Here is a 17,086-nt window from a genome sequence, read left to right as displayed (position 1 = left end):
TTTGGGCTTTTGAACACTCCCACCACCTGCGCTAATGGCGCTGAGGTAGGGGATTCTTGCGAACAGAGAAGCATCCTTCTCTTCTTGAGCAAGCGATCCCTGCGGTTCCCGCAGTTCAGTTGGCCTTCGCCAACAAACGCAGTCCTTCTTGCAAAATGTTCATGCTGGCATTGTGGTCACGGTCATGGTGCGTGCCGCATCCTGAACAGGTCCACACTCGCAAGTTTAGATTTTTCACTTCGGGGTTGCGCCATTGGCATACATGACAAAGCTGACTGCTTGGATAGTTTTTGGCGACCGTGCTGATCGTGCGACCATACCACATTGCTTTATATTCAAGCATCGTGCGAAGGGTTGACCAGCTTGCTTCAGCAATGGACTTTGCTAACTTGTGATTTTTCATTAGACTTAGAACCTGCAAATCTTCCAGACAGATCGTTTGGTTTTCACGGATCCACTTGGTCGAGAGTTGATGCAGAAAGTCTTGCCGAGCGTTAGCGATTCGCTCATGCATGCGAGCGACTTTTTGCTTCGCTTTTAGATAGCCCGATCCACCTTTCAGTCGACGAGACAAACGTCGCTGCCAAAACGCAAGTTGCTTTTCGTAGGTGCGCAGGTGCTTGGGACTCAGAGCGTTTTCTCCGCTGCTGCAAACGGCAAACGACTTGATGCCGAGGTCTATGCCGATGGCAGTATCAACCTGGGGAAGCGGCTGGATGTCTACTTCACACAGGATCGAAACGAAGTACTTGCCTGTACCGTTTCGACGCACCGTAGCAGACAAGATCCGTCCTTCGATTTCACGGGACTTGGCGAAGCGCACCCATCCCAGCTTCGGAAGTTTCAGCAGATCGCAGGCAACGGCAATATTGCCGTTCGTGAACTTCGTGGTGTAGCTTTGGACGGGATTGCGTTTGCTCTTGAAACGAGGCGGATCGTTTTGCTTTCGAAAGAAGCGATCAAACGCATCTGCCAGGCTGCGAACAGCGGATTGCAAAGCAATGCTGTCCGCGTCCTTGAGCCAAGGCCATTCCTTTTTCAACGCTGGCAGCCCGGTTGCACAGGTCTGGTAAGACAAGCCTCTGCCTGTTTCTTGGAAGGTGTCGTTCCACCTCGCAAGGAAGTGGTTAAAGACAAAGCGAGTGCATCCAAACATCTGATGGATCAGCGTCGTTTGCTCCTCCGTAGGATAGATGCGAAAGCGAAAAGCTTTATGATGCAACATGCAGGAATTTACCTCTTTTGGTGATTTTATGACAATTATAGCACATATGTTCTTATTCATATACAAGAGATGCTGATTCATCTCCCCCTTATCGAAGAGGGAGTCTTCTCCGCCTTAACGATAAAATTAATCCACCTGCCACTTTCAAAGAGAAAAAGGGACTCTTCCATACGCCTCAAGACAAGCGTGCGGAAAGTCCCTATTGTATTGTTATTGTGAAATGTTTTGTCCGGTCCAGCTAGTACGCCAGCCGCCCTTCCCGGACGACGACTTTCCCGCCCTTGACGACCGTATCGACGTGGTTAATGCCGAAATGATACGGCACGTAGGCCAAATTGGCTGCGTCGAAAATGACCAAGTCGGCCTGCTTGCCAGGCTCCAGGCTGCCGACCCGGTCGCCGCGCCCGATGGCATGCGCCGCGTTGACGGTCACGGCGGTCAGCACTTCTTCCGGCGTCAGCCCGAGGTTCAAGCAGCCGAGCGTCATGACGAGCTGGATCGACTCCGTCGGCGAGCTGCCGGGGTTATAGTCGGTCGACAGCGCGACGGCGAGGCCGAGCTCGATCATGCGGCGCGCGCGGGCATGCTGCTTCAGCCGCAGGTTGAACGAGGTCGCCGGCAGGCAGACGGCGATCACGCCGGCATCGCGCATCGCCTCGAAGCCGGCGTCGGTTGCGGCCAGCAGATGCTCGGCCGAGATGCAGCCGAGCTTGCCCGCAAGCTCCGCGCCGCCGAGCGGCTCGATCTCGTCGGCGTGGATTTTCACGCCGAAGCCGAGCGCCTTGGCCGCCGCCAGAATCTCCTCGGATTCGGCGGGCGAGAACACGCCGTGCTCGCAGAACACGTCGCAGAACTCGGCGAGTCCGAGGCGCTTCACCTCCGGCAGCATTTCGCGGATCACGAGCTTCACGTAATCGGCCGAGCGGCCCTTGTATTCCTCCGGCACCATGTGCGCGCCCATGAACGTCGAGACGAGCTCGACCGGATGCGCTTCGTTCAACCGCTTCGTCACCCGAAGCTGCTTCAGCTCGTCCTCCAGCGTGAGGCCGTAGCCGCTTTTCGCCTCGCACGTCGTCACGCCCTGCAGCAGCAGCGTATCGAGACTGCGCTTTGCCTTGGCGTACAACTCGTCCTCCGTCGCCCCCCGCGTGGCGCGGACCGTGCTCAGAATGCCGCCGCCCTGCGCCAGGATTTCCAAATACGTCGCGCCCTGCAGCTTCATCGCCAGCTCGTGCTCGCGCGAGCCGCCGTGCACCAGATGCGTGTGCGGGTCGACCAGCCCCGGCGTCACCAAGCGGCCGCCGGCGTCAAGCTCCTGCGCGACCGGCAGGCCCGCGAGCTGCGCGCGCACGTCGGCTTCGGAGCCAGCGGCGACAACGACGCCATCGCGCATGGCTACGGCGCCTCCTTTTACAACAGGCACGTCCGCCATCCGGCTGCCCGTGCGCGGACCCGCTTCCCCCGCCATCGTGATCAGCTCGCCGATATTGTGCACGAGCAAATCGATCCGTTGTTGCTCCATTTTCCATCACCTCGACAAAGTCGTCCGACCCGGTTTCGTTCGGGCCGGACGGAATATACAGCAGCAGGCGGTTCACGCAGCCCGCCGCTTCCCCCGGCGGGTGCGGCGAACCGCAGCTAGGACGCTTTATTCAGCCGCGCCTTCTTAAATGCCCAGCATCGGGACGCGGACGCCGCGTTCCTTGGCCGTCTGAATCGCCAGCTCGTAGCCCGCGTCCGCATGGCGGATAACCCCCATGCCCGGGTCCGTGTTCAGCACGCGGGACAGCCGCTCCTCCGCTTCCTGGGAGCCGTCCGCGACGACGACCATGCCGGCGTGGAGCGAATAGCCCATTCCGACGCCGCCGCCGTGATGCACCGAAACCCAGCTTGCGCCGGACGCCGTGTTCACGAGCGCGTTCAGAATCGCCCAGTCGCCGACCACGTCGCTGCCGTCCTTCATCGCTTCCGTCTCGCGGTTCGGCGAGGCGACGGAGCCGCAGTCGAGGTGGTCGCGGCCGATGACGATCGGCGCGGACAGCTCGCCGCTGCGCACCATCTCGTTGATCGCGAGGCCCATCTTCACACGCTCGCCGTAGCCGAGCCAGCAGATCCGCGACGGCAGGCCCTGGAAGGCCACTTTCTCGCGCGCCATTTCGATCCAGCGGCGCAGGTGCTCGTTTTCCGGGAACAGCTTCAGCACGAGCTCGTCGGTCTTGTAGATGTCCTCCGGATCGCCGGACAGCGCGGCCCAACGGAACGGCCCTTTGCCCTCGCAGAACAGCGGACGGATGTACGCCGGCACGAAGCCCGGGAAGCTGAACGCGTCCTTCACGCCTTCATCCAAAGCGACCTGACGGATGTTGTTGCCGTAGTCGAACACGACGGAGCCCAGCTTTTGCAGGTCGAGCATCGCCTGCACATGCGCCGCCATCGACTGCTTCGACAAGCGGACGTATTCCGCCGGGTTGCTCGTGCGCAGCGCCGCCGCCGCTTCCAGCGAGTAACCCGCAGGCACGTAGCCGTTCAGCGGATCGTGCGCCGACGTCTGATCGGTGACGAAATCCGGCACGATGCCGCGGCGCACGAATTCCGGGAAAATTTCCGCCGCGTTGCCGACGAGGCCGATCGCGAGCGGACGGCCCTGCTCCTGCGCCTCGCGCGCCAGCTTGAGCGCTTCGTCCAGATCGTGCACCATCACGTCGCAGTAGCGCGTATCGATCCGGCGCTGAATGCGGGTCGCATCGACGTCGACCCCGATGACGACGCCTTCGTTCATCGTGACGGCCAGCGGCTGCGCGCCGCCCATGCCGCCGAGACCCGCGGTCAGCGTCAGCGTCCCGCGCAGCGTGCCGTTCGCATGCTGGCGCGCCGCTTCGGCGAACGTCTCGTACGTGCCCTGCAGAATGCCCTGCGTGCCGATGTAAATCCAGCTGCCCGCCGTCATTTGCCCGTACATCATCAGCCCTTTTTTGTCCAGCTCATGGAACGTATCCCAATTCGCAAAGGCCGGCACGATCACGGAGTTGGAAATGAGGACGCGCGGCGCTTGACTGTGGGTTTTGAAAATGCCGACCGGCTTGCCGGACTGCACGAGCAGCGTTTCGTCCGCTTCGAGCTCCGTCAGGCACTCGACGATTTTGTCGTACGCTTCCCAGTTGCGCGCCGCCTTGCCGATCCCGCCGTAAACGACGAGGTCTTCCGGACGCTCGGCCACCTCCGGGTCCAGGTTGTTCATCAGCATGCGCAGCACCGCTTCCTGCTGCCATCCTTTGGCCGTCAGCTTCGTGCCTCGCGGCGCGCGAATCGTACGTTTATTTTCCATCGTAATCTCTCCCCTTGGGTTTAAAAGTGAGGCGTTACACAGACAGATCATTCTTCCGATCGCTGTTGTCCCCGGATTTCTGGATTATATAACCCCCTTAAAGGTTGAAATCCGGAGACAAAGGCGAACACTGCGTTTCTCCAGAACGATTCTGTCCGCTTCGCTAACTTTTTCACTGAATTAATACAACCTTGGCTAATCTCGCTTCATCGTGCCGGCCAGAAAGTTAAGAATGACGTGCAGTGCCGTACGCACGGTGGCCCGGCGCGGGTCCTGCATCGGATCGACGCAGACGATATCGAAGCCCTTTACCTTCGGATGACGGCCAAGCATGAACACCGCTTCCATCAGCTGCCAGCTCGTCATCCCCGCAGGCACCATCGCCGGGACACCCGGCGCATAGGCCTGATCGAGCACATCCATATCCACCGTGACGTAGATCGCGTCGGTGCCGCTTCCGGCCACTTCAAGCGCCTGCGCGACGAACTTCTCCACGCCCTCCAGCGCGACCTGCCGCGCCGTAAACTGCGTAATGCCCTGCTCCCGCGCATAGTCGCGGTACGGCTTCGAATTGGCGAAGCTGTGCAAACCGATCTGCGCAATGTGCTTGCCTTCCACGGCGCCGGATTCGATCAGGCCGCGGATCGGCGTTCCATTGGATGGTCCGCCATCCTGCAGGTTGCGCACATCCATATGCGAATCGATCTGGACGATGCCGACCGGCCCGCCGATTTTGTTCCGGAACGCCTTGACGGACGGGCACGTGATCGAATGATCCCCCCCGGCGATAATCGGGAACAAGTCCGGCAGCGCCTCATACACGTTCGTCAGCCCCTGCTCGATGTTCGTATGACAGCGCAGCAGGTCGGTAACGTGCATTTGAATGTCGCCGAGGTCGCGGGCTTTCAGCTCCTGCAGATCGACGTCATGGTCGATGCTGTACGTCGTCACGTTCGCGAACAGCTCGCGCAGCGCATTCGGCGTCATCGACGCGGCGGAGACGCTGATCGACGTCTTGGACAGCGGCACCCCGATGAAGCCGAAGTCGACCGGCGCTTCCCCGTCCCACGGCGTGAGCCACTGGGCCACCTTCGTCTCGAACCGGTCGCGCCAGTTCGACCGCCGCGCCAGCTCCGGCGGGTTTAACAGATCAATCGTTTTCACGCATAAGCCTCCTTTTGCCTTAACGCGGATTCCAGCATCCTCTGCCGCCGAAGAACCCGCCGTTTAACCACCTATATCGTTAACAGCATCCTATGATTAGCTGTCTTAACGGTTAATGGCCCAAATAAGCCTGCTTGACGACATCCTGCGAGCGCAGATTGTCAGCGGTGTCGTGATGGCTGATCTCGCCGTGCTCCAGCACGTAGCCGCGGTCCGCCACCGACAGCGCCATCGCCGCATTCTGCTCGATCAGCAGAATCGTCAGCCCCTGGCGCTTGATCGTCTTGATCGTCTCGAAGATCCCTTTTACGACGATCGGGGCCAGTCCCATCGATGGCTCGTCGAGGATGAGCAGCTTCGGCTTTGCCATCAGCGCCCGCCCGATCGCGAGCATCTGCTGCTCGCCGCCGCTCATCGTGCCGCCCAGCTGGGTCCGGCGCTCCGCCAGCCGCGGAAACATCGCATAGACGGCATCCATCTCCTGCTTCAGCTCTCCCTTGCCCGCTTTGCGCGAATAAGCGCCCATTTGCAGATTTTGCTCCACCGTCAGCTTCGGAAAAATGCGCCGCCCTTCGGCTACCATCACGATGCCTGCCTCCACAAGTTTATGCGTCGGCTGGCCGATGATGTCTTTGCCTTGATACAGAATGGAGCCCCTCGAAGGGATGACGCCGCAAATGGCGTTCACGGTCGTCGTTTTCCCCGCGCCGTTCGAGCCGATCAGCGTCACTACTTCCCCCTGCTTGACCTCCAAAGACAAGTTCCTCACGGCGTGAATGCTGCCGTACGATACGTTCAGATTGCGAATCTCAAGCAACGGGAATCCCCTCCTCGCTCGCCGTCTTGCCGATGTACGCCTCGATGACGGCCGGACTGTTCATGATCTCGTGCGGATCGCCGTCGGCGATCTTCTCGCCGTGGTCGAGCACCGCTACGCGGTCGCACAGCTTGCATACCATGCCGACGTTGTGCTCAATCAGGATCAGCGTCGTCCCGCTGCTTCGAATGGTACGGATCAGCGCTTCCATCTCATGAACCTCCTGCCCGTTCATCCCCGCCGTCGGTTCGTCCAGCAGCAGCAGCTTGGGGCCGGAAACGAGCGCCCGGGCGATTTCCACCCGCCGCTGGTTGCCGTACGACAGGCTGCCCGCCTGCTCCTGCTCGAAGCCCCGCAGCCCGACAAGCTCCAGCACCCGCAGGCTCGCTTCCGTCACCTCGTGCTCCTCCCGCTTGGCGGAGCCCAGGCCGAGAATCGCCGACCAGAGGCCGGACCGCGTGCGGCCGAACATGCCGACCTTCACATTCTCCAGCACCGTCTCTTCCTTCAGCAGCCGGATATTCTGGAACGTCCGCGTCATCCCCTGCTGCGCGATGCGGAACGGCTTCAGGCCCTGGATCGTCCTGCCTTCGAACATGATCGACCCTTCATTCGGCTGATACAGACCGGTCAAAATATTAAAGAACGTCGTCTTCCCGGCGCCGTTCGGGCCGATCAGACCCAAAATCTCGCCCTGCTTCACCTCCAGGCTGACTCCGCTGACGGCGGTCAGGCCGCCGAACCGTTTCGTGATGCCTTCCACCTTAAGCACGGCCGCCACCTCCCTTGCCGCGCGGCTTGAGCTTGATGCCCGTCTGCCCGAAAATCCCCTTAGGGCGATAGCGCATGACCAAAACCATCAGCAAGCCGTAAAACATCATTTTGTACATATCCAGATATTTCATATCGAACATTTGAAGATCAAACAGCCGGAACAGCTCCGGGAGCAGGTACAGCAGCGTAACCCCGAACAATGTGCCGCGGATGCTGCCGAGGCCGCCGATCACGACCATGCTGAGCACCGTCGCCGAGACGGTAAAGCCGAACGAATCGGCGCTGAGGAACGACACTTTGTGGGCGAACAGCGCGCCCGCCGCACCGGCATAAGCGCCGCCGATCGCAAAGACCAGCACCTTGTAGTACGTCGTGTTGATGCCCATCGAGGCGGCCACCGTCTCATCCTCCCGGATCACCATCCAGGCACGGCCGATCCGCGACCGTGTCATTTTCCGCAGCGCATAAATGCCAAGGAGAAGCACGATCAGGACGAACAGCAGGTAGCCGACATTTTTCATCTCGATGCCGAAGAACGACAGCCCGGGAATCGAGTCGAGACCGTAAGCGCCGCCGGTCAGCTCGGAGTTTTTGAAGTACGATTGGATGATGAGTCCGAGCCCGAGCGTCGTAATGGCGAGAAAATCTTCCCGCACCCGCAAGCTCGGCAGTCCGAGCACCGCGCTGATGACGAAGGTCAGGACAATGGCGAGCACGATGGCCAGCCACGGGTTCAAGCCCGCTTTTACCGATAAAATCCCCGAAGCGTAAGCCCCGATGCCGAAAAACGCCCCGTGTCCGAGCGACACTTGGCCCGCATAGCCCGTAATCAGGTTCAAGCCGAGGCCGAGCAAAATATAGATGATCAGAAAGACGACGATATCGACGTAGTAAGGGTTAAACAGCGCATCCATACGATCACCTACACTTTATCGACGTTCTTCCCGAACAGCCCGGAAGGCTTGAAGAGAAGAATGACGATCAGAATGATAAACGCGATGGCGTCCTTGTCGATCACCATGCCGGTCATGAAGCCGTCACTCAGCGATTCGACGACGCCGAGAATCAGGCCGCCGACGATCGTGCCGGGAATCGAGCCGAGGCCGCCGAGCACCACGACACAGAACGCCTTGAGTCCCGGAATCGCCCCCATCGCCGGGAACAGCGAGTTGAAATTCCATGCGACGATTACGCCCGCCGCAGCCGCCAGCGCCGATCCGATGACGAACGTGACCGAGATGACGCGGTTCACGTTGACGCCCATCAGCGAAGCGGCCCGCGTGTCCTGTGCCGTCGCCTGAATGGCGAGGCCCATCTTCGTAAACTTCAGGAAGGCGTACAGCAAGCCGAGCCCGACGATGCCGGCCGCGATGATGTACAGCTTCGTATTCGTGAGCGAAATCGATTCGGTGAGGTTCACGACCGACACCTCGATGCCGGTCTCGGGAAACGCCTGCGTATCCGACGTGAAGACGATTTGAAACAAGTTTTCGAGAAAAATGCCGACCCCGATCCCGCTGATCAGCGTGGTGATGGGGTGAGCGCCGCGCAGCGGACGGTAGGCGAACCGTTCGACCGCCATTCCGGCGATGGCCGAGATGATCATGGCGAACACGATGGCCCCCAAGAACGGCAGGTGCAGGTACGTGATGCCGATCATTGCCGCGAACGCGCCGATCATGTAGATGACGCCGTGCGCGAAGTGCAGCAGCTTCAAAACGCCGTAAACCATCGTTAACCCGACGGCGATCAAGATGTAAATGAACCCGAGCGATATGCCGTTAAGCAGCTGTTGCAGCAGCATAAGCCGTTCTTCACTCCTTTCCGTGGAGGTCGCGGGGATAGAAAAGGAGACCCCAAGGGCCTCCTCCCTTTGCCGTTGACCGACTGGCTGTTCTTAGTTGTACATTTGCGATTTCACGAATTGGAATTTGCCGTCCTTCACGGTCATAAAGATCACCGGTTTCATGACCTCATGGTCGGTGCGGAAGCGGATTTGGCCCGAAGTGCCTTCCAGCTCGCTCGTCTCGTTAATGGCCTGCTTCAGCTTCTCCTTGTCGGTGCCCGCTTTCTTCATCGCTTCGAGGATGACCATCGCGGCGTCATAGCTTTGCGAAGACAGCATGTCCGGCTCGCCCTTGTACTTGTCGTGCCATGCTTTGACGAACTTCTGGACCACAGGGCGGTTGTCGGTCGTATAGAACGACGTGGTGAAGATAGACCCTTCCGTATTCGATTTTCCAAGCTCCAAATATTTCGGCGAATCGAAGCCGTCCACGCCGAGGAGCTGGGCGTTGATGCCGCTTTCCTTCGCCTGCTTCACGATCGCGGCCGCTTCGTTGTAATAGGCGACCACGTACAAGGCATCCGGATTCGTGGCTTTGACCGCCGTCAGCACGGAGCTGAAATCTTTGTCGCCCATCTTGTGCGGACGGTCGATGGGGATCTTCGCGCCAAGCTTCTCCGCATTTTCTTTAAACGACGTGTAGATCGATTTGCCGTAGTCGTTGTCCACATACAGCACGGCGATGTTTTTCTTCTTCAGCTCGTTTACCGCGTACTCGGCCATCGCCCGGCCCTGCACCGGACCCGTATAAATGACCCGGTTCACGTAATCGCCGCCCTTGGTCGCATCCGGGTGCACTGCATACGCGACGACCATCGGCACCTTCAGCTCCTGCACTTTCGCCGCCGCCGTCTTGGTCGGGCCGCTGTATGCGCCGCCGACCAGCGCTGTCACTTTATCGTTGTTTACCAGCTTTTGCACGGCTTTAATCGCTTCCTCCGGTTTGCCTTGGTCGTCCTCCGCGACGAGCTCGACCTTCTTGCCGTTGATGCCGCCGGCCGCATTGTACTGCTCGACCGCCAGCAGGGCCGCGTCGCGGCTGTGCGTGCCGTCCGTCGCCGTCGGCCCGGTCAGCGGACCGAACCAGCCGATCTTGATCGTGTCGCCCGCCGCTTCTTTGGAAGCGCCTCCATTTGCCGGAGAAGAAGTCGTTCCCCCGCCGCTTGCACAGCCGCTGAGCAGGAAAGCTGTCATCATTGCGCTCGCGGCAAACATCGAAAACCGTTTCATCGTTAAGTGCCCCCTTATGCTGTATGTGAATGAAGTGTGAACTTTCCCGGTGCACTTTTATCGTACTTGTAAACGCTTTCGAAAGCACTAGTGTATTTTGCGAAAGTTTAGCACAATTTTGCTGCGCGATATTCGTTTGGGCTGCAGCGAAGATATCGTTTGAACAGCCGGCAGAAGTAATTGGAATCCTGAAAACCGGCGAGCGCAGCGATCTCCTTCACCGGTTTATCGGTGTTTTCAAGGTAATATACGGCTTTTTCGATCCGGAGCTTGTTTAAGTAGTCGACGAAGGTGCTTCCCGTTTCTTTGCGGAACAGGTGGCTGAAATGGTAGGTGCTAAGGTAACAATATTGTGCTATCTCTTCGAGGGGAATCTTGCGCTGATGATGCTGCTTCATGTAGGCGATGGCCGTCCGGATTACCGGCGACACCTCCGCCGTCTGCGCCTCGCCGATCCGTGCGGTCAGCTTGCTCCAGTGCTCGCTGACTTTGGCCACAAACTTGTCGTAGCGGATCGTCATGTACAGATCTTGAATAAACCGGGCGTTCTCCGACAAAATGCTCTGCGCATGGCCGCCGACATCGAGCGACAGGCGCGTTAACTGCATGACGAGGTCGATGACCTCCGACTTGAACATATCCACATTGCCGCGGTACGTCTGCCCCATGCGCTCCAGCAGCAGGTGCAGGTACGAGACCGCTCCCTGCACGTCGCCCAGGCGGACGCGGGCCATCAGCTCCGTCCGTTCCGCTTGCGAGACCGGGTTGTGCGGCTGCTCGCCGGGCTGCTTTTGCTTTTCGTATTGGAAAATGAGCCGGTTGCCCTGGAAAAAGCGGTCGATCATCGACTCCTTCGCTTCCTCGTACGAGTAGTGGAGCATGTACGGATTATCGTAGAAGGTGCCGATGCCGACGGAAACCGAAAAGCCCTGCGCGTCAGTCAGCCTCTGCACCTGCTTCGCCATCGCGAAGGCGGTCTTGGCGGGATGGGGGTCGCGCCGGTCCTTCGTCCCCAGCTCGACGAGCAAAGCCAGCACGCCCTCGGCCACCCATACCCAGACGAACGGCGCCTGGATGCCCGCATGCAGAGCGTCGACCAGCTTCTGCCCCATATCAATGCGCCACTGGATAGGCTGTCCGAGCGCAAGGTCGGGATACCGGTCCATCGAGACGACCATCGCCAGATTGGGCCGGAGGTAAATATCGAACTCCGCCTGCATCTCCGCAAACGTCGCTTCGTGGACCAGCGTACCGGAGATCAGCAGGTGGGTAAACGTCGCTTGAGTCGGATTTTGCCTCATGGAAGCCTCCTAACGGTTATATCCTATCGTTCCGGGAGTTTGCTATTCTGGCGCATTAATTTTTTGATCCCGGATCAGCTCTCTTATCATAGCACGATTGGCGCAGCAGGACAGGGGACGGCGGCAAGGGAATTTTTCACTGTGGACGTTATACCGCGCTTTGTCTCACGATTTCAGCCAGCTCGTTGACGAACGAGTCCTTGTCGTTATCTGCCGGAGATTCAACGAACACACAACGTTCGACTTCAACACCGCTTAGCTGCAGAGCGGACAGCACCCAGGGCTTGCTGTCCCCATGCAAACAGACGATAGATAACGGACGATGGGCAGCGATTTGCTGCGCGAGCCGGGCGACGCTTTGTTGCCTGACTTGCAGTCTGTCCGCCTCCGGCATTTCCTTGACCGATCGGGAACACAGATGAACCAGGAACCATTCCCTGCTTCTGAAAAAATGAAGAAAATCCCAGTGGTCTTCAGGAACGTCTTCCCCCAAAGCCGCCGCAAACGCTTCCTTGACCCGTTCCAGCAGCACGGAATCGCCATTAAAGAAAAACGTGCCGTCGCCGGGAGGCGCATCCCCGATCATCAGCGTGTTCACGCACTCCGGTTGGAACATCCGGTCATTGACGTAGATCGTAATCACCGTTTCATTCGGGCAATCGGCTATCTTCTGCCGCCACGTCGAATCCTCCATCGCTAAATAACGCTCCAGATTGTCCAGCAGCGTGTCCCAGCCTTCGGCGGTATCGCTGATTTCCACGAACTCCCCGTTCTCATAATCAAAGATCAAGCCTCTATCTACGTACAATTCGCTTTCGCATCTGGAATAATGAATACGGAAAATTTCCGCCCATTCCATCAAGGCTTCATAGCTGCCATTCGTTATCGACAAGCCTTTCTCGTTCACCGTGATTTTGTCGGGGTGACTCATGCCTTCCGTTCCTTCCTTTCACTCTCATATTTCATGCTGCCTCTAGCCTCTATCCCTGTGTCCTGCAAACGTTCTTGTTATAGTTCGGGAGTAACCGGTTTTTTCAACCCCGAGCCTACCCCGTCTCTTCCGCCTCCACGGGCTTGAACCGGCTTTTGCCGAAAAAAACGTAGAACAACACCGAAACGACCGTATACACCACCGCCGTAATGCTGAACGCGTAAACGTAACCGTAATAGCTGCCGTATTGAGCGACAAGTCCGGTGCTGACCGGCGAGGCCAGAAACCAGCCCAGATTAAACACCGCTTCCCCGGAGCTGGAGGCAAGTCCGCGCAGCGAGCGGTCGACGTATTTCATCTTGATCGTGTTGTAGAACGGATTGGCCGCATTCATTAAAGCCTGCCGGAACAAATACCCTCCGCTTGCGATCAGCAGATTGGTTGAAAACGCCGTAATGAGCAGAAACGGGATCGAGCACAGCTGAAGCACGATCACCGCTTTTGCTTCCCCGAGCCGCCGGGCGATGACCGGACCGATCAAGTACGCGAGCGCGGTCGCGCCCTGCCCCAAGGAGACGATGACGCCGATCACCGATTTCGACGCGCCGAAGCGGTCTTCGAAATAGACGTTCAAATAGGGCACCACCATGCCTCCGGCCGTCGAAGTCATCAGCCCGAGCAGAACGAAGAGGCCGATCACTTGAAGCGACGCTTTATGATGCTGTACCGTATACCGCCACGAAAACTTTCCGCCGGACGGCCGTTCCTCCCGAGTCCCCTTCAGCATCAGGACGGGAATCAATCCGAGCGCCGCTATGCCGACGCCCGTCAGCAAGGTCAGACGCAAGCTCAGCACACCATCAAGACCGAAGGCAAACTGAAGCGTGTCAGTGAGAAATCCGCCGAAGACGTTGCCGATAACGCTTGCAAACATGACGAGAGCCAGATTTAAACTAAACAGATGCACCCGCTGCGACGGAGTAGAGTGGTTCGCCATGAACGGAATGACGGTCGCCGACACGATAGCCAGCGTCATGCCCCCCAGAAACGCGGAGACGAGCAGTCCCTGCTCGCCGTCGATCAGCGAACGGGCCGTAAGCGCACCGATAACCAAAAATCCCCCCGTCGTCACGAGCCGCTTCGGACCGAACCTATCGTTCATGATTCCGGCCGGCACCAGCACGATCGCTGCGGCCGCAGCCGTCATTCCGACGATGTGCCCGACCATTGTCTGGTCGTAGCCGAGCGCTTTGACATAGAGATTATAGACGAGGCCGAACATCCCGAGCCCCAAATTCCATACGAAATTAAAGCAAAGGAACAATCGGAGATTCCGGCTGTACCCGAGAAACTGCATCTTCCATTCATATAATAAAACCGACATCGGCTACCCGTCCTTCGGAGTTACGCAGCGTTTTTACCATATTTTAAGAGTAACCGATTCCATCGATGATTTGAATCTCTTTTTTTCCAACGGTCAAAAGAGAATCGTTCAAAATCATAGAAGATTCCCTTTCCAAGGCTTGGATAAAGATGTTATGCTTGACAGATACGGAGCGGACGGTCCATACAACAGCTCCGGATCGGAAGGAGAGACGGCATTGACAAGCTGGCATCAGAGCTTTAATCAAGAGTTGTTAAACCAAGCAGCCCGCGCATACGGCGTAGCTCCGGAGACGGTGAACCATGTGGGAGGCTTTGAAAATCTCATATACGGGTTCCGGCGCGACGGCCGGGACCTGATTCTGCGCGTGACCCACAGCTCGCACCGCTCGCGGGAGCTGATCGAGTCGGAGCTGCATTTCGTCAGCTATCTTGCAGAGGGCGGCGTACGGGCGGCCAAGCCGGTGCCGTCTTACTCGGGCAGGCGGACGGAAACAGTCCACGCGGAAGACGGCTACTTCACGCTGGCCTGCTTCGAGCAAGCGCCGGGCGGTCTCGTCCAGGCCGGACATCCGGCTTGGGGTCCCCGCCTCTTCGAAGGCTGGGGCGAAATTACGGGCCGCATGCATAAGCTCGCCCGGTCGTACACCGTCCCTGCAGACATGACCCGCAGGCCGGACAAAGATATTTTGACCTTGGACCCTGCTTATTTGTCCCATCCCGACATTGCCTTGGCCCATCGCCGATACGCCGAGGTGGAGGCGCGCATCAACGCGCTTGAGCCGGAAGAGGGCGGCTATGGCTTATGCCATCGGGATTTGCACCACAAGAACTTTTTTGTGCACGGGGAAACGATCACGGCGTTCGACTTCGACGATTGCGGGTACGACTATTTCGTGCAGGATATCGCCATGGCCGTCTATTACGCCTCGGTGCTGGGGGACTGGGCCCGTCCCGAAGCCGACCCGAAGCGCGTGTCCGAATTCGCCAACCGGTTTCTGGACAGCTTTATGAACGGATATCGCCGGGAATATGAGCTGGACAGCCGCTGGCTGAAGCAGCTGCCGCTGTTCGTCGAAAGACGCCGCTGCGATCTGTGTATGATCTTCCTGCAAAACGCCATCTCCGAGCCAGCGGTCCGCGAGTGGCTTGACCGGAATCTGGAGGAAATTTCCCGCGGGAATGCCTTGCTTGACCTATCCATTTCGTAGTAAATTTAGGTAAATATTTGGTTTAGGCGTAGCCCAAAGAAGCATTAGATAATGCTCCGCCAAAATAATTCAATAAGCATCGCAAATGGCTGCACTTTTGTGTTGTGTCCCAATCAATGGAGATTCGCTAAGAACCAATAAGCCCCTGGCTTCAAGGCCTGGGGCTTATTCTTACGATTTTACCATCTTACCATTTCGCTGCTTCAACGTCCGCTTTCAACCACGCTTCCCACTTCGGATCTTCGATTTTAAGAAAACTGAGCGAAATTCCTTCCATATCGAGCGAAGTCAAATGCGTGCCGATTTTGACGAACCGGACATCCAGGTTTTCCAATTCGCACAAGCGGCGAATATCATTGGCAAACGCATACTGTTCGATCAGCGGGGTCGCGCCTAAACCGTTGACCAATATCGCGAAAGGGTCTTGCCTTCTCCAACGGTATACGCTTTTCAGCTTATTGAACAGCTCGACCGCGAGCTTTTCCGAAGAAGAAAACACCTCTTTGCGGTACCCTTTCTCCCCGTGGATGCCGACGCCGTAATACGCTTCGTTTTGTTGCAGCGTAAACGACGGTTCGCCCTTCGTCGGATCGTTCGCCGGCGACAGCGCCACGCCCAACGTGTGCAGCCTGCCGATCACTTGCTCGCCGAGTTCCTTCAGTTGCTCCAGCGTGCAGCCTTCCCGCGCGGCCGCCCCCAATATTTTATGGACCAGAACGGTACCGGCGACACCTCTTCTTCTTTTGTTGTACGTCACGTCATCTTCGATCGACACATCGTCGTTAACGATCACATGGTCGACCATTCGCCCTTCTTCTTTCGCCAAAGCTTCCGCCGTCAAAAAATTGCCGACGTCCGCGGTAAAGTTTTTAATGATGAGCAGCACGCTTCTGCTCCTGTCCACGAGGCGGATCGCCTCCAACACTTGCTCCGGCGTCGGCGGCACGAAAATTTCACCCGCAACCGCAACGGAAAGCATACCGTCGCCCACATAGCCGAAATCCGCCGGCTCATGGCCGCTTCCTCCCCCGCTGATGAGCACAACTTGCTGGCCCATGTCCGCAAGGTCTTTACGGAATATCAAATTATATTTCGCATTATAAGACACCCGGTCTTTATGCTCAAAATAGAATCCATGCAGCATATGGCGGACGATATTTTGAACATCGTTGATGAGTTTCGTCATTTGTTTCTCCACCTTACTCTGGTTTGTTTCCGGACTGCTCGAGCAGCAGCAGTTGATTACGAATCATCTCTTTGATGAGCGAAGACAACACCGAAGGTTGAACGGAACAATGGTGTTCAATCCAATCTTTGATCGTCCCGACAAACCCGTGACTGTAAAACGACGCCACCATATTTTTGTTCGCCTCGGAGATATGGATCGGCTTGTCCGTCAACAGTTCATCGATGATTTTGATATATAAATTTTTCGTATGTTCAAATAAATACTGGTTAAACGAATTTTGATCGGTTACTTTAAACGCCCTGCGGTAAAACCGCTGATTCTCGTAAAAATAGTCCATCAGCAAGTCGAAAATGTTCTCCCACTTCTCATAATCCAAAAAGTCCTCGATGTTTTCCTTCGTTTCTTCTTTGTAAATCCAGCCCAAGAGCTCGTACTTGTCCACAAAATGATAGTAAAACGTTTGCCTGCGCATCTGGCAAGACTGCATGATATCGCTTACGGAAATTTCGTGGAACGATTTGGTTTCCATCAGTGTTTTTAAGGAATTCGCTATGATCTTTTTGGTAATGAGCGAATTGGTCATGATCATCTTCCCAGCCCTAGGTTTACTGTTAATCTTAACAAAATCATCATGATTATTGAAGCAAGCGTAATTTGACAGTTTGCCGTTTTTGTCCGTTTACGATAAAA

15 protein-coding genes are annotated in these 17,086 nt (G+C 57.3%); 1 reads left to right on the top strand and 14 read right to left on the bottom strand.

The features are described from left to right. Positions 1-115: 115 nt before the first annotated feature. From tnpB to PEH01S_RS00665, 12 genes are all read right to left on the bottom strand, one after another. The gene (gene tnpB / locus PEH01S_RS00720; RefSeq protein ID WP_127483594.1) at positions 116-1,225 is read right to left on the bottom strand and encodes an IS200/IS605 family element RNA-guided endonuclease TnpB; all 1,110 of its coding nucleotides are present in this window, start codon (positions 1,223-1,225) and stop codon (positions 116-118) included. A 238-nt stretch (positions 1,226-1,463) separates the two neighbouring features. Next, positions 1,464-2,747 (bottom strand): imidazolonepropionase, encoded by a 1,284-nt coding sequence (gene hutI / locus PEH01S_RS00715; RefSeq protein WP_127483593.1) that lies wholly within the window; start codon positions 2,745-2,747, stop codon positions 1,464-1,466. 144 nt (positions 2,748-2,891) lie between these two features. Then, the gene (gene hutU, locus PEH01S_RS00710; RefSeq protein WP_174807085.1) at positions 2,892-4,550 is read right to left on the bottom strand and encodes a urocanate hydratase; all 1,659 of its coding nucleotides are present in this window, start codon (positions 4,548-4,550) and stop codon (positions 2,892-2,894) included. A gap of 195 nt (positions 4,551-4,745) precedes the next feature. Further along, positions 4,746-5,714: an agmatinase family protein gene (locus PEH01S_RS00705; protein WP_127483592.1), complete on the bottom strand. Its 969-nt coding sequence runs from the start codon at positions 5,712-5,714 to the stop codon at positions 4,746-4,748. A gap of 112 nt (positions 5,715-5,826) precedes the next feature. After that, on the bottom strand, positions 5,827-6,531 hold the full coding sequence (locus PEH01S_RS00700; RefSeq protein WP_025850792.1) for an ABC transporter ATP-binding protein: 705 nt from the start codon (positions 6,529-6,531) through the stop codon (positions 5,827-5,829). After that, positions 6,524-7,303: an ABC transporter ATP-binding protein gene (locus PEH01S_RS00695; RefSeq protein WP_025850793.1), complete on the bottom strand. Its 780-nt coding sequence runs from the start codon at positions 7,301-7,303 to the stop codon at positions 6,524-6,526. Before PEH01S_RS00695 ends, PEH01S_RS00700 begins: the two co-directional genes overlap by 8 nt. Then, entirely contained in the window at positions 7,296-8,219 is a 924-nt protein-coding gene (locus tag PEH01S_RS00690) for a branched-chain amino acid ABC transporter permease (RefSeq protein ID WP_025850794.1), read from the bottom strand. The genes PEH01S_RS00695 and PEH01S_RS00690 overlap by 8 nt, the downstream gene beginning before the upstream one ends. An 8-nt stretch (positions 8,220-8,227) precedes the next feature. Then, positions 8,228-9,109: a branched-chain amino acid ABC transporter permease gene (locus PEH01S_RS00685; RefSeq protein ID WP_127483591.1), complete on the bottom strand. Its 882-nt coding sequence runs from the start codon at positions 9,107-9,109 to the stop codon at positions 8,228-8,230. Between the two features lie 93 nt (positions 9,110-9,202). Continuing rightward, positions 9,203-10,381: an ABC transporter substrate-binding protein gene (locus tag PEH01S_RS00680; protein WP_025850796.1), complete on the bottom strand. Its 1,179-nt coding sequence runs from the start codon at positions 10,379-10,381 to the stop codon at positions 9,203-9,205. Positions 10,382-10,488: 107 nt separating this feature from the next. After that, positions 10,489-11,682 carry a helix-turn-helix domain-containing protein gene (locus PEH01S_RS00675; protein ID WP_127483590.1) on the bottom strand — a complete coding sequence of 398 codons (1,194 nt, stop codon included), beginning with the start codon at positions 11,680-11,682 and terminating at the stop codon, positions 10,489-10,491. Between the two features lie 148 nt (positions 11,683-11,830). Continuing rightward, positions 11,831-12,613 carry a hypothetical protein gene (locus PEH01S_RS00670; RefSeq protein WP_025850798.1) on the bottom strand — a complete coding sequence of 261 codons (783 nt, stop codon included), beginning with the start codon at positions 12,611-12,613 and terminating at the stop codon, positions 11,831-11,833. A gap of 115 nt (positions 12,614-12,728) precedes the next feature. After that, positions 12,729-13,997, bottom strand: a complete 1,269-nt coding sequence (locus PEH01S_RS00665; RefSeq protein ID WP_025850799.1) for an MFS transporter — start codon at positions 13,995-13,997, stop codon at positions 12,729-12,731. A 154-nt stretch (positions 13,998-14,151) separates the two neighbouring features. On the opposite strand from PEH01S_RS00665, the gene PEH01S_RS00660 reads away from it, so the two are divergent. Continuing rightward, positions 14,152-15,207 (top strand): phosphotransferase enzyme family protein, encoded by a 1,056-nt coding sequence (locus tag PEH01S_RS00660; RefSeq protein WP_127483589.1) that lies wholly within the window; start codon positions 14,152-14,154, stop codon positions 15,205-15,207. 187 nt (positions 15,208-15,394) lie between these two features. Here PEH01S_RS00660 and dhaQ read toward each other — a convergent pair whose 3' ends face one another. Then, positions 15,395-16,393, bottom strand: a complete 999-nt coding sequence (dhaQ, locus tag PEH01S_RS00655) for a DhaKLM operon coactivator DhaQ (RefSeq protein WP_127483588.1) — start codon at positions 16,391-16,393, stop codon at positions 15,395-15,397. 13 nt (positions 16,394-16,406) lie between these two features. Then, on the bottom strand, positions 16,407-16,979 hold the full coding sequence (dhaS, locus tag PEH01S_RS00650; RefSeq protein ID WP_127483587.1) for a dihydroxyacetone kinase transcriptional activator DhaS: 573 nt from the start codon (positions 16,977-16,979) through the stop codon (positions 16,407-16,409). Positions 16,980-17,086: the final 107 nt, after the last annotated feature.

The organism is Paenibacillus ehimensis NBRC 15659 (assembly GCF_004000785.1).
Taxonomy (GTDB): domain Bacteria; phylum Bacillota; class Bacilli; order Paenibacillales; family NBRC-103111; genus Paenibacillus_G; species Paenibacillus_G ehimensis.
The sequence above is the reverse complement of the archived record's forward strand: the minus strand, read 5'-3'. Positions and strand labels throughout refer to the sequence as shown.

Coding starts and splice junctions, on each gene's coding strand:
- tnpB (WP_127483594.1), bottom strand. CDS start 1,225: ATGTTGCATCATAAAGCTTTTCGCTTTCGCATCTATCCTACGGAGGAG.
- hutI (WP_127483593.1), bottom strand. CDS start 2,747: ATGGAGCAACAACGGATCGATTTGCTCGTGCACAATATCGGCGAGCTG.
- hutU (WP_174807085.1), bottom strand. CDS start 4,550: ATGGAAAATAAACGTACGATTCGCGCGCCGCGAGGCACGAAGCTGACG.
- PEH01S_RS00690 (WP_025850794.1), bottom strand. CDS start 8,219: ATGGATGCGCTGTTTAACCCTTACTACGTCGATATCGTCGTCTTTCTG.
- PEH01S_RS00685 (WP_127483591.1), bottom strand. CDS start 9,109: ATGCTGCTGCAACAGCTGCTTAACGGCATATCGCTCGGGTTCATTTAC.
- PEH01S_RS00680 (WP_025850796.1), bottom strand. CDS start 10,381: ATGAAACGGTTTTCGATGTTTGCCGCGAGCGCAATGATGACAGCTTTC.
- PEH01S_RS00675 (WP_127483590.1), bottom strand. CDS start 11,682: ATGAGGCAAAATCCGACTCAAGCGACGTTTACCCACCTGCTGATCTCC.
- PEH01S_RS00670 (WP_025850798.1), bottom strand. CDS start 12,613: ATGAGTCACCCCGACAAAATCACGGTGAACGAGAAAGGCTTGTCGATA.
- PEH01S_RS00665 (WP_025850799.1), bottom strand. CDS start 13,997: ATGTCGGTTTTATTATATGAATGGAAGATGCAGTTTCTCGGGTACAGC.
- PEH01S_RS00660 (WP_127483589.1), top strand. CDS start 14,152: ATGCTTGACAGATACGGAGCGGACGGTCCATACAACAGCTCCGGATCG.
- dhaQ (WP_127483588.1), bottom strand. CDS start 16,393: ATGACGAAACTCATCAACGATGTTCAAAATATCGTCCGCCATATGCTG.
- dhaS (WP_127483587.1), bottom strand. CDS start 16,979: ATGACCAATTCGCTCATTACCAAAAAGATCATAGCGAATTCCTTAAAA.